The following is a 12330-nucleotide window of genomic DNA, read 5'->3' on the forward strand; positions in this document are numbered from 1 at the left end:
TAATTTTCATTACATCTGTTACATTTAAATAGTAATGGTGATGCACACCTCAACTCATGGATTATGAGAGAAAACAATAATGGCGAAATACAACGAAGAAGATATTAAATACAAAGGTGAATCCAACGGCGTACATTCTTGGAGCTCTCCTTCCGGCCAACCTTATTACTGGCACCCAGATTGGCTACACGTTGCGGAAGATGCGACGGGTACGCATCCGAAGCAAAAACTTGAAGTTGAAAAGACAGAAGTACCAACCGAAAAGCACGCATTAAAAGCGATCTTAAAGCATATGAACGACTGGGCGACTGAAAAACTTTCTTCTAACCCTGACATCGAAACCAATGCGGTTGAGTCGGAAATCAATCTGAAGAAATAACCCCAACCGATATCCATACTCTAACAGTAAACGCTCCACCTTTGGTGGGGCGTTTTTGTCTCAACAAATCCTCACTAGACAATTATAAACGTGTTAACGCAAAGCACTGAATTGAAACGATTGGGATGTGTGCAAAACTTCTCCAACCATGGCATAAATGCCCTTCAAACTCTGTGCCTACCAAACGTTTTCATGGCAAAAACTTTAGTTATGTTAGAATTCTGTTTCAAATCGCAACTTTTTTAGGTTTTCTTTTCAGTAACGGTTGTAACCAATATTGCTGAAAGGTATAAATGTTAGCACACCCCTTCGATTAACATGGATGAAGATTATGTTTGAAAAAGTAGTTGCCGCTCCGGCTGACCCTATTCTTGGCCTTACTGAAGAGTTTAAAAAAGATGCTCGCGCAGACAAAATTAACCTTGGCGTAGGTATTTACAAAAACGAGCAAGGCGAAACTCCCGTTCTTGCGACAGTAAAGAAAGCTGAAGCAGCACTTGTTGAAACTGAAAAAACCAAATCTTACCTAACCATCGAAGGCACAGCAGAGTACGGCATTGCAGTGCAAAAACTGCTTTTCGGCTCTGATGCAGAAATTGTAAACGAAAAACGCGCTAAAACAGCTCAAGCTCCGGGTGGTACTGGTGCACTACGTGTTGCCGGCGAGTTTATTAAACGTCAACTAGGCGATGTAAAGATCTGGATCAGCAACCCAACATGGGCGAACCACAACGGCGTATTTACTGCTGCTGGTATCGAAACGGCACAATACAGCTACTACAATGCTGAAACAAAAGACAAAGACTTCGATGCGATGCTAAATGATCTGCAATCTGCATCTGAAGGCGACATCGTGCTTCTACACGGCTGCTGTCACAACCCTACAGGGATCGATCCTACGACTGAAGAATGGGAAACATTGGCGAAACTTGTCGCAGAGAAGAAATTGCTTCCTCTGTTCGACTTCGCCTACCAAGGCTTTGCTAAAGGTGTGGAAGAAGATGCTGCAGGTCTTCGTACTTTTGCTAAATACAACAAAGAAATCCTAGTCGCGAGCTCTTTCTCGAAAAACTTTGGCCTATACAATGAACGCGTAGGTGCCTTCACGTTAGTAGCTGAGTCAGAAGAAGTCGCAACAACCGCTTTTTCTCAAGTTAAAGCCATTATTCGCTCTATCTACTCTAACCCACCTGCACACGGCAGCGCTGTCGTGACTCACATTCTTGGCAACGCCGAAATGCGTGCGGAATGGGAAGCTGAAGTAGCAGAAATGCGTGACCGCATTCAAGAAATGCGTGAACTATTTGTAGCGACACTAAAAGCAGAGGGTGTGGACGCAGACTTTAGTTTCATCGAACGTCAAAATGGTATGTTCTCTTTCTCTGGTCTTTCTAAAGAGCAAGTTAACCGCCTTAAAGAAGAGTTCGGTATTTACATTGTCGGTTCTGGCCGAATCAGTGTTGCTGGTATGACGAAGTCAAATATGGGCCCTCTGTGTAAAGGCATTGCAGCGGTTTTATAATCGACTGTCGCATACTTTATTAAAAGGAAAGGTCAGCATAAGCTGACCTTTTTTGTTTTAACTTAACGCCAAAAACGAACCCGTCCGATCTAGTAGACAAACTTCAAACTCAGCCCTACTTCATTGACGTAATCTGAGCTTTCACCGCTGTAATCAGTATCTCTAAACTGATAAAAAAGACCAGTGCCGATGACTTTATGCCATTGGTAGTTAAAACCGATCTTAAAATTGTTCTCATCAACGATATCACTACGGTTAAACTCCACTTCAGCTGTCGCAATAAGCTTTTCACTGAGCAAGTAATTCACCCCAACAGCTACAGCTTGAATCAATTCGCTATCGGAAGACAACGTATTATCCGTTTTGTCGTCCGTCGCTTTCGCTTTGATTGCGCCTATTCCATATATCCCGTAGATATCGAATTGCTCTGTAACTCCATAACGGTAACCACCACCAAACAAAAGGCGGTCAATGCGAAGAGTAAAATCATCCGGATGGAAAAACTGCGCTGAGTAATCAACATTAAACAACCAGTTCTCAGTAAACAAATAGTTACCACCGAGTCCAACTGTGGTCGCATTAGAGTTATCTAACCATTCTTCGTTTGTCGTTCCGGCACCAACATCCAAATGAATGTGTTCGTACCCAAATTTTTCTGCTTGGTCCATGACCGCTGCGCTTGATATCGCCGGCAAAGCAGCTAAAGAAACAAGCAATAAATTTCTCACCATTCGACTTCCTTTCATGAGAATTATCTAAACACTGTATTCCATCGCCTGAGCTACTTGGCTCAAGAAGAATAGCTTAATCTAAAGACGTGATAACGATCTGAAACAGCCAAAGATCTAATCAGTCATCACGAAGAAAACATATCGACGACGTCTTTTTCAATTGAGGTGACCATATAGTAGTAAAAATGAAGCTCCCTTATCGTGCGATATGTCAGAATCTTATGACTGAGCACGAAAATCGCGGTTCAGATAAGACTCTGTTTTAAAACTAAGTTAAGATTACTTTATTATTTGCGAACTAAAAGGCGCCTTCGATGGATGCAGAACTTCTCGAGATTTACAACTTTCTCGCCAAGTATCCCCCGTTCAATGAACTCCCTGAAGAAACACTAAACAAGGTGACAGAGAGTGTCGAAATCTCGTACTACCGAGAAGATACCCCCATCATCCATTTTGGAGACTATATCCAAGATTTATACGTGGTGCGAAGCGGTGTTGTTGAAGTTTATCGACGCAAAGGTGAGCTGTATAATCGCCTTGACGAAGGTGACCTATTTGGCCAGATGGGCATGCTCACCAATAACAAAGTCCGCTTTCCGGTAAAAGCCATTGAGGATACCCTGCTCTACTGTATTCCTGGTGACATTTTCCAAGAAATTTACGATAACTTTGATTCCTTTGCGGATTTTGTTGAAGTTGAAAATAGCGCTCGTTTACGCCAAGCCATTTCAGAAAACAAAGACGCCAATGACCTGACGACGTCGAAAGTGAAAACCTTGCTGACTGGCGATGCTCATACGATTGATCGTGGTCAGACAATCCAGCAAGCCGCGCAGCAAATGGCGAATGACAACGTATCGGCTTTACTTATCGTCGACCCAGATTTCGTTCGTGACGAAGACGATCCACAGTCCCCAGTACTTGGTATCATTACTGACCGTGACTTGTGTACCCGTGTGTTAGCTGAAGGTTTGTCCCCACAGGACGATGTGTCCAGTGTGATGACCACGGAGGTCATGTCTCTTGACCACAACGCTTACATCTATGAAGCAATGTTAACGATGCTGCGTTACAACGTACATCACCTACCAGTGGTAAAAAACCAATTACCAATCGGTATTATCGAAACAACCGACATTGTTCGTTATGAATCTCAGAATTCGTTGTTGTTGGTGAGTAGTATTTTCCAACAACAGACTATCGAAGATTTAGCCGTTGTTGCCGAAGAAGTGAAAAGCAGCTTCGTGCGTCTGGTCAATGAAGATGCCAACTCTCACATGGTGGGTAGCGCGATGTCGGTCATTGGCCGAAGCTTCAAACAGCGTCTGCTAGAAATGGCAGAAGAAGAGCTTGGCCCACCGCCAATTCCTTATTGTTTCCTTGCACTTGGCTCAATGGGGCGAGATGAGCAACTGTTGGTGACTGACCAAGATAACGCCATCATTCTAGATGAGACTTATCAAGAAGAGAAACATGGTAAATACTTCGAAGCCCTAGCAAAATACGTCAGCGATGGGTTAGATGCCTGTGGCTACAAATATTGCACAGGTGATATTATGGCAACCAACCCACTATGGCGCATGACTCGTTCAGAGTGGGAAGAGTGTTTTGCTGACTGGATTGATAACCCGAACCCGAAAGCACTACTCAACGCCTCCATCTTTTTCGACTTGGATGGCGTCTATGGCCGCTTAAAATGGGCAGAACAGTTAACTAGCTTTATTGTTCGTCGCGCTCGAAAGAACAACCGCTTCTTAGCGTGTTTGGCTCGTAACGCACTAAACAGAACACCACCTCTGGGCTTCTTTAAAGACTTCGTGATGGAAAAAGATGGCAGACACAACAACTCCATCAACCTCAAACGTCGCGGTACTGCTCCTCTGGTCGACTTAATTCGCGTTCACTCTCTGGCGGTTGGTTCACGTGCACAGAACTCGTTTGAGCGTCTTGACGACATTATTGATGCTGGCATTTTGCCAAAAGGTCGAGCACAAGACTTAAAAGACGCGTTAGAATTTATTTCCATGGTACGTATTCGTCACCAAGCGACGGATGTGGAACTAGGCATTGATCCTGATAACAATATCGAACCGGAAAACCTCTCTGAGTTTGAACGTCGCAACCTAAAGGATGCATTCCAGATCCTAAGCAATGGTCAAAATTTCCTTAAGTTCCGCTACCAAGCGAACAAGAGCTTTAAGTGAGGTTTAGCATGATTAAAAAGCTCTTTCAGAAGCCAACCATTCAGTGGCCAACGAAGTTTGAACAAAAGCTGGAGATGGCGAAGGATGAGAATTTAATTGCGTTTTATAGCAACAAGCCGCCTGCTCCAGAAACACCGTTATCTGAGGTGGAGTTCGTGGCGTTAGATTTCGAAACGACGGGTTTGAATCCTGAAAAACATGACATCATTACTATTGGTTTGGTGCCGTTTAACCTGAAGCGAATTTTCCTACGTAACTCGCGTCATTGGAAGGTACGTCCACAGCGTGCACTCGATGAAGATTCAGTCATTATACACGGTATTACTCACAGCGAATTGATCGATGCACCTGACTTAGGCGATATCTTAAGCGAGCTGCTACCATGCTTAAGCGGGAAAATCATTGTTGTTCATTACCGTCGTATCGAGAGAGAGTTTCTGGATAAAGCGCTCAAAAGCCGTTTAGGGGAAGGTATTGAGTTTCCTGTTTTAGATACGCTGCACCTTGAAGAAACGATTCAACAGAAACGTTCAGGCTCTCTCTGGGAGCGTTTAAAAGGGAAAAAACCAGAATCGGTTCGGCTAGCGCAATCTCGACGCCGTTATGGGTTGCCAGACTATACGCCTCACCATGCATTAACCGATGCAATTGCTACCGCAGAGCTACTGCAAGCGCAAATCGCCCATCATTACAGTGAAGAGCAACCCATCAGTGAGTTCTGGCTGTAATATACTTCACGCTTAATAGCGATCAAAAAAGGAGCCAGATGGCTCCTTTTTACTTAGGTTGAGACAAGATTACAGCTTAAAGCGTTGAATCTCTTGTTCAAGTTCGTGTGATAGCTCAGACAGGTGAGCAGCTTGTTCTGCTGCTTGATGAGCTTCGACTGACAGCTCGTTAGACACGTCACGAATACCTTCAGTGTTACGAGTGATCTCAGTGGTTACCGATGCTTGCTCTTCTGCTGCTGAAGCAATCTGCGTTGCCATATCACTGATACGCTCAACAGCAGTGTGGATTTGCGTCAAGCTCGCTGCAGCCGCATTGGCATCATCAACACTGGTATCAGCTAGACGACGACTGTCACCCATAATACCGACCGCTTTGGCTGTTGTGCCTTGTAGCATCTCGATAGTTTCTTGAATCTCTTGCGTTGAAGCATGAGTACGTTGGCTCAATACGCGGACTTCATCTGCAACCACAGCAAAACCACGGCCTTGCTCACCTGCACGTGCCGCTTCGATCGCCGCGTTAAGTGCAAGTAGGTTCGTTTGCTCTGCAATGCCTTGAATCGTTGATAGAATCGTATTGATGCTATTTCCGTGTGCTTCTAGCTCTTGAATCACATCAGTAGCAACTTGAACTTCTTGCGCTAAGTTCTGAATAGAGCCTTGCGTTTGAGTTACTTGGCTTGAACCGTGTGAACAAGCTTGAACCGCTTCTTCTGAGTTACTTGCCGTGCTATCAGCATTACCTGCAATTTCTTGTGTCGCTGCTGCCATTTCGTTCACGGCCGTCGCCACCATGTTGATTTCATCTTGCTGGTAAGAGATACGCTGACTACGCTCCTCAGCTTGCTGTGCTGTCGTGCGTGCTTGCTCTGAAAGCGCAGAAGATACGTGGCTAAGCTTAGTAACCATTGTGTGCATGTTGCCAACAAAACGGTTGAAGTTTTCCGCCAGTTTACCTACTTCATCATCACTGCGTGGTTCTAGGCGTTGCGTTAAGTCACCTTCACCAGATGCAATTTCTTCCAGTGCATTTGATACGCGGTTCAAGTCACGGAACAAGAAACCAACTAGCCAAGAAACTGCAAGAATAACCACAATCGTGATCGCCACAGCAGTAAACAATAGATCTCGTAGCAATACCGCATGACCTGCTTCTTCTGTTGCGCGATCCATTTCAATCGCAAACATCCAATGCGTACCAGGAACTTTATTGAAGTAGTAAAGCTTCTCTTTTCCTTTGATTACCGTATCTTCGATACGACCTTCATCGGCGGCGCGCTCAATTGCCTCTTCTGAAAAATCTTTTAGAACACTGGTGATAGGCTTAAGCGTCAAGCTTTTATCTGGATGCGCTAAGAAGGTGCCTTCATTCATGTCGATTAGCATCGCATGCGCGTTTTCACCTGCATCTAAGTTAATCACATCGCTGATAAGCTGATCGATCAGTACGTCCGCACCAACAACACCAACAAACTGACCATTTTTCATTACTGGCTCAGCAATGGTCACAAGTAGTGCATTCGTGATTGCGTCTTGATATGCGGCTGTGATGATTTGCTTACCCGCGGCATCAGCATCCTTGTACCAAGGACGTGTGCGTGGGTCATAATCAGCACGGTTACGCTCCGGATGAGAGCGGTACATATCGCCGTTTGGTGTACCAAGGAAGATGTCATCGAAGCCACCAGCCTTGCGAGCTTGTTGTAGGAAAGGAACAACGTCTTGCTCGGTCGAGTAGTCGTTGAACGCAGTGGCAATATCTTTACGGATATTGACCCAATCAGAAATTCCCTCTGACGCAGTAGTACTAAGACTTTGCGCACGTGAATAGACACCTGAACGAGTCTGATCAAATAATTGACCAGCCGACAACCAAGTAAGTGCTGTTGCCATCACAACAACAGCAGAAAGGCTTGCGCCTATAAGCTTTTGTTTTAATGATAATTTCATATTTATAGTTTTTTGAGTTGGGAGAACAGTTAAGGTGCATGAATATTACACACTTTTTTACGACTATTCACTAATTTTTAAAAAACAAAATAGCACATTAACTCTTTGTAAAATATGAACTTTCATGTGTCATTTTTTTGTCTCGAGCGTCATAAAAACCGCACAAAAAAAGCCAGCAAATTGCTGGCCTTTTGATTGATTGTTAGTCAAACGGTTTTATAAAATGCCGAATTACTGACGCTCAGTTCGCATACCCATCAATAAGCTCACACACATTGCAAGCAGAATGAAGGTAAATGGCAGTGCTGTAGAAATGGCACCAGCCTGAAGAGCTTGAACCGCCTCGGAGCCACCAATCCATAGCAGAGCAACCGCAATTGCACCTTCCATGAATGCCCAGAAGACACGTTGAAGTACAGGTGCATCGACTTTACCACCTGCCGTGATACTGTCGATAACAAGTGAACCAGAGTCAGAAGACGTAATGAAGAACACAAGTACCAACACAACAGCGATGATAGAAAGCACGCTACCAAATGGAAGAACATCAAACATTTGGAACATAGCAAGTGATACGTCAGTCAAGCCATTTGTGCCCAGCTCACCTACTTTATCAACAACTTGCTCGATCGCCAGGCCACCAAATACAGACATCCAAACAACGGTAACCGCAGTTGGAACCAGCAGAACTGCTGTGATGAACTCGCGAACGGTACGGCCACGAGAAACACGCGCGATAAACATGCCTACGAATGGCGACCATGAAATCCACCAAGCCCAGTAGAACACTGTCCAGCCTTGGAACCAAGCTTCGTCCGTACGACCAAACGGGTTACTTAGTGGGATGATATTCTCTACATATGCCATAAGTGTGGTTGGAATCGAACCTAGGCTCGCCGCCCAACCGATAAGACCAACAAGGAGAAGTAGCAAGAACGCCACAACCATGTTGATGTTACTAATGACTTTAACACCACCATCGATGCCGCGTACGACTGAAACAACAGCAAGTAAAGTCACCACGGTAATAACGACGATTTGCAGACCTAGGCCTGGCTCAACACCAAATACGTGATGAATACCACTTGCTGCTTGCTGCGCACCTAGACCTAGGGATGTAGCAAGACCAAATAAAGTCGCAAGCACAGCCAGAATGTCCACAATGTGGCCAGCCCAACCCCATGCACGATCACCCAGAAGTGGGTAGAAGATCGAACGCATAGATAGCGGTAAACCTTTGTTGTAGGCAAAGAATGCTAAAGAAAGTGCTACAACACCGTAAATTGCCCATGGGTGAAGGCCCCAGTGGAACATCGTTGCACCCAGTGCCAATCTCGCGGCTTCTGGTGTATTTGCCTCAACACCAAGTGGCGTTTCATACCAACCGGTGAAGTAAGCGACAGGTTCTGCAACACTCCAGAACATTAAACCGATACCCATACCAGCTGCAAATAGCATTGCAAGCCATGACATAAACGAGTAATCGGCAACAGCGTCTTTACCACCTAGTCGAATCTTACCCATTGGTGAGACGATAAGCGCCAAACAGAAAATAACGAAAATGTTACCTGCAATAATGAACAACCAATCGAATGAACCAATAATTTTCCACTTCAGCCCATCAAGTGCCGTCTTTGCGGTATGTGCATCTAGAACTAATGCAGCGACAAGAAACAGCGCAATTAAACCTGCACTAATACCAAAAACTGGGTTATGAACATCAAAACCCCATTTTTGAACGTTGTCCTGACCTACCGTATAGTCGGTACTATCGATACTGTACTTATCTATACCCTTTGTCATCGTTCCTCTCTATTTTTGTAGTGTTTTTACGTACCAAACAAAAAAATCTTTCGAACACGATACGTTTTGCATTCCGTGAAGGCGCAAGATCCTATCATTTGACACGTTTTTGTCTATCTTTTTGCTATTAAAAAATCCAATAACTTACTTTTCACTGTGTGGTTACGGCCTTTGATAGAACAAATCACTACTACAATAGTTAGACCACAAACATTTATTGCTATAATAATTTTAGCTCTTCTTATTTTGTCGAAAAGGCGCGACAAAATGGTATTGAGGACACGGCGTAAAATTGTAGGGGTAATTTTTGATTTCCCCCCTTTAAATAAGGGCGCATTTAAGTTAGTGTCGCCTCGATAAATGTTCCCTACAGACTGGATGAATAAATTGGAAAAGTACGAAGAAGTATTGGTCTCGATTCGTCAGATCATCCGCGCTATTGATTTACATTCTAAAAAGCTGAGCAAAGAGTCTGGATTGACTGCTCCACAGTTGATTTTGATGCGCGCTATCAATGACTTAGATAACGTGACGATTAAACAGTTGTCTAGCCACACTAACATGAGCCAAGCGACCGCAACGACCATTCTAGATAGACTAGAACGAGGCCAGTTTGTTGAGCGTCAGCGCAGTGTTCAAGACAAGCGTAAAGTGCATGCTGTACTTACGAGCAAGGGCCAAGAAGCCTTAAAACAAGCACCAACGCCGCTGCAAGAGCACTTCATTAATCGATTCCAAAAATTGGAAGAATGGGAGCAATCCCTTCTACTATCTTCCGTTCAACGCATCTCGACGATGATGAATGCAGAGGACATCGATGTTGCTCCAATGCTAGAGCTTGGTAGCATTACCAAAGCCGATTAGTTTCGCTCCCACGTGCTCGCTTTTTGCGGGCACTACTCTCCTACTCAGTCAAGCCAGTTTCAAACGCATATTTTGCTAACTCTGCCGTCGAATGTAAGTCCAACTTGTGCTTAATGTTATGGCGATGCGTCTCTACCGTTCGATAACTAATATTGAGTAAAGTGGCGATTTTTTTGCTGCTGTTTCCTTGAGCAACTAATTTAAGTACCGCTTCTTCCCTGCGGCTGAGAGGATTCGTTTTTTGCGTGGCAGGCACCACTTCTTGGGTAAAGAGTGTTTGTGTGACGGATTCACAGAAATACGTCGAGCCTTGGTTCACCGTTTTTATTGCTTGCACCATTTTCTCGGCCGAGATTTCCTTGAGCATATATCCTACGGCACCAGCTTGCATGACCTTCATGATGTACTCGCGATTATCGTGCATGGTCAACATAAGTATTTTGCTCTCTGGGCGAGCTTCTTTAATTACACCAGTCGCTTCAATACCGTTCATTATTGGCATGCTGATATCCATCAATATGACGTCCGGTTGCAAGTGTTTTGCGACCTCTATCGCTTCCAAGCCATTACTTGCTGTACCCACCACTTCGATGTCAGACTCTAACTCCAAACGAGCCATGAAGCCATCCAATACCACTTGATGATCATCGACAATCACTACACTAATCGGTTTATCCATAAACTATTTCATCCAAATTAAGCAGCACAGTAATCTCTGTTCCCAAGCCAAGCTCACTCATTAGCTCAAATTCACCACCGATGAACTCTACACGCTCTTGCATGTTCCTTAACCCAATCCCTTGTTGGTGCACTGCATGGTTAACCACAAATCCAACCCCATCGTCACGTATGAGTAATTGCAGCATATTGCCCATTTTTTGCAAAGTAACCGTTACTTTTTTCGCTCGCGCATGTTTTTCAATGTTATTCAAAGACTCCTGAGCGACGCGATATAGCGTCGTTGCGACTTCCGAAGTCAGTTTGTGCTGCTGAGTATCGAAATTGCTCTCGATATCAATCCCGGAATGGGAATGAAAATCCTGTAGCAAGGTCGTCAGTGCTGCTTCTAAACCGATATCATCGAGGGCGCTTGGACGGAGCTGATGAGAAATATGCCGCACCTCATTTATCGCGGTGACGAGCGATCGTTGTGATTTATCTAAGTGGGATTTGAGTTTTTCGTCTTCAAGTCTATGACTCATTAAGTCTAAATGACATTTACTGGAGACTAACAACTGATTGATTCCATCGTGCAGTTCTCGCGCTAAATGCTTTTTCTCATCTTCTTGGAACATCACGGTTTTATGTGCCAATTCTTTCAGGTTCTTATCAGCGAGGCGATGCTCGTGCAGATTGATCGCCAAAGTGAGAACAATGATTACAGCAACGGTCACCGCTAAGATCACGACGACTGAGAAAAATGTCGTTTCGATATTTTTGTTCACTGCCGCGCGCATATTGGCGACTTCTCGGCTGACATCCTCAATATACAGCCCAGTCCCTATCATCCATTCCCACTTATCGAGCCATGCAGCGTAACTAAGCTTAGGGACGACTTCACCTGTAGATGGCTTTTGCCATAGGTACTGATGAAATCCACCACCTGATTGCGCTTGATACAATAAAGCTTCGATTAAGCGATCGCCATTTTCGTCTTCAAGATAGAGTAAGTTTTCCCCGACAAGCTCCGGAAGAACTGGGTGTACAAGGTTGGTACCATATTTATCATAAGCAAAAAAATAGCCGTCCGACCCATAACTCAAACGATTTAAAATCGCTTTCACACGCGTTTTGGCAGCACTCTCTTCTAAAGTCGGATCGTTGTAGATGTAAGAAATGGAGTCAAAAGCGACGTCGACCGTATCTTTCAGCGCCGCTTCTTTTGATTGGATCAGGTTTTGATGAAAGATCTCCACCTCCCTTTTGCCAAGGGTCTTAGTTTGATAGATAGAGATCCAGCTGATACTCGCTGACACCAATACCACGGGTATCAGTGTCAGCAGAATTAACTTTGCTTTGAGAGGCATCCCTTCCCTCCATGAAACGCTGCCTTTACAGCTTACTATCTTAGCAGTACAAACGAATCGATTGTGTCTGCATAGACATAATTAACAGCTTAACAACTTGTCTCAAAAGGTAAAAACTC

At 44.4% G+C, this 12330-nt stretch carries 10 protein-coding genes; 5 read left to right on the top strand and 5 right to left on the bottom strand.

Annotated elements, in window-relative coordinates; translation table 11 throughout:
* Positions 1-79 precede the first annotated feature (79 nt).
* Positions 80-379 (top strand): hypothetical protein, encoded by a 300-nt coding sequence (locus R7Z47_RS12530; RefSeq protein ID WP_005376885.1) that lies wholly within the window; start codon positions 80-82, stop codon positions 377-379.
* Between the two features lie 331 nt (positions 380-710).
* Complete coding sequence (locus R7Z47_RS12535; RefSeq protein ID WP_171344302.1) at positions 711-1901, top strand: amino acid aminotransferase; 1191 nt, start codon at positions 711-713, stop codon at positions 1899-1901.
* Positions 1902-1990: 89 nt separating this feature from the next.
* On the opposite strand, the gene R7Z47_RS12540 is transcribed toward R7Z47_RS12535, so the two are convergent.
* Positions 1991-2632 (bottom strand): porin family protein, encoded by a 642-nt coding sequence (locus tag R7Z47_RS12540; RefSeq protein WP_318130112.1) that lies wholly within the window; start codon positions 2630-2632, stop codon positions 1991-1993.
* A 314-nt stretch (positions 2633-2946) separates the two neighbouring features.
* On the opposite strand from R7Z47_RS12540, the gene R7Z47_RS12545 reads away from it, so the two are divergent.
* Positions 2947-4836 (top strand): DUF294 nucleotidyltransferase-like domain-containing protein, encoded by a 1890-nt coding sequence (locus tag R7Z47_RS12545; RefSeq protein ID WP_017636107.1) that lies wholly within the window; start codon positions 2947-2949, stop codon positions 4834-4836.
* Between the two features lie 8 nt (positions 4837-4844).
* A complete protein-coding gene (locus tag R7Z47_RS12550) occupies positions 4845-5564 on the top strand; it encodes a 3'-5' exonuclease (protein ID WP_005376881.1) in 720 nt (239 codons plus the stop codon).
* A gap of 69 nt (positions 5565-5633) precedes the next feature.
* Here the strand turns inward: R7Z47_RS12550 and R7Z47_RS12555 are convergent, their stop codons facing one another.
* Both R7Z47_RS12555 and R7Z47_RS12560 read right to left on the bottom strand, forming a co-directional pair.
* Complete coding sequence (locus R7Z47_RS12555; RefSeq protein WP_005376880.1) at positions 5634-7517, bottom strand: methyl-accepting chemotaxis protein; 1884 nt, start codon at positions 7515-7517, stop codon at positions 5634-5636.
* A gap of 231 nt (positions 7518-7748) precedes the next feature.
* Positions 7749-9320: a BCCT family transporter gene (locus R7Z47_RS12560; protein WP_318130114.1), complete on the bottom strand. Its 1572-nt coding sequence runs from the start codon at positions 9318-9320 to the stop codon at positions 7749-7751.
* Positions 9321-9707: 387 nt separating this feature from the next.
* Here R7Z47_RS12560 and R7Z47_RS12565 point away from each other — a divergent pair, with 387 nt between their 5' ends.
* Positions 9708-10184 (top strand): MarR family winged helix-turn-helix transcriptional regulator, encoded by a 477-nt coding sequence (locus tag R7Z47_RS12565; protein WP_005376877.1) that lies wholly within the window; start codon positions 9708-9710, stop codon positions 10182-10184.
* A gap of 40 nt (positions 10185-10224) precedes the next feature.
* On the opposite strand, the gene R7Z47_RS12570 is transcribed toward R7Z47_RS12565, so the two are convergent.
* The gene (locus R7Z47_RS12570) at positions 10225-10863 is read right to left on the bottom strand and encodes a response regulator (protein WP_017636110.1); all 639 of its coding nucleotides are present in this window, start codon (positions 10861-10863) and stop codon (positions 10225-10227) included.
* The gene (locus R7Z47_RS12575) at positions 10856-12211 is read right to left on the bottom strand and encodes a cache domain-containing protein (protein WP_025767289.1); all 1356 of its coding nucleotides are present in this window, start codon (positions 12209-12211) and stop codon (positions 10856-10858) included. The genes R7Z47_RS12570 and R7Z47_RS12575 overlap by 8 nt, the downstream gene beginning before the upstream one ends.
* Between the last annotated feature and the right edge of the window lie 119 nt (positions 12212-12330).

This window comes from Vibrio sp. 1641 (genome assembly GCF_033339995.1).
Classification (GTDB): domain Bacteria; phylum Pseudomonadota; class Gammaproteobacteria; order Enterobacterales; family Vibrionaceae; genus Vibrio; species Vibrio alginolyticus.

Excerpts from the sequence above, each read along its gene's own strand:
- R7Z47_RS12550 (WP_005376881.1), top strand. The coding sequence starts at position 4,845 with ATGATTAAAAAGCTCTTTCAGAAGCCAACCATTCAGTGGCCAACGAAG.
- R7Z47_RS12535 (WP_171344302.1), top strand. The coding sequence starts at position 711 with ATGTTTGAAAAAGTAGTTGCCGCTCCGGCTGACCCTATTCTTGGCCTT.
- R7Z47_RS12545 (WP_017636107.1), top strand. The coding sequence starts at position 2,947 with ATGGATGCAGAACTTCTCGAGATTTACAACTTTCTCGCCAAGTATCCC.
- R7Z47_RS12555 (WP_005376880.1), bottom strand. The coding sequence starts at position 7,517 with ATGAAATTATCATTAAAACAAAAGCTTATAGGCGCAAGCCTTTCTGCT.
- R7Z47_RS12540 (WP_318130112.1), bottom strand. The coding sequence starts at position 2,632 with ATGGTGAGAAATTTATTGCTTGTTTCTTTAGCTGCTTTGCCGGCGATA.
- R7Z47_RS12570 (WP_017636110.1), bottom strand. The coding sequence starts at position 10,863 with ATGGATAAACCGATTAGTGTAGTGATTGTCGATGATCATCAAGTGGTA.
- R7Z47_RS12575 (WP_025767289.1), bottom strand. The coding sequence starts at position 12,211 with ATGCCTCTCAAAGCAAAGTTAATTCTGCTGACACTGATACCCGTGGTA.
- R7Z47_RS12560 (WP_318130114.1), bottom strand. The coding sequence starts at position 9,320 with ATGACAAAGGGTATAGATAAGTACAGTATCGATAGTACCGACTATACG.
- R7Z47_RS12530 (WP_005376885.1), top strand. The coding sequence starts at position 80 with ATGGCGAAATACAACGAAGAAGATATTAAATACAAAGGTGAATCCAAC.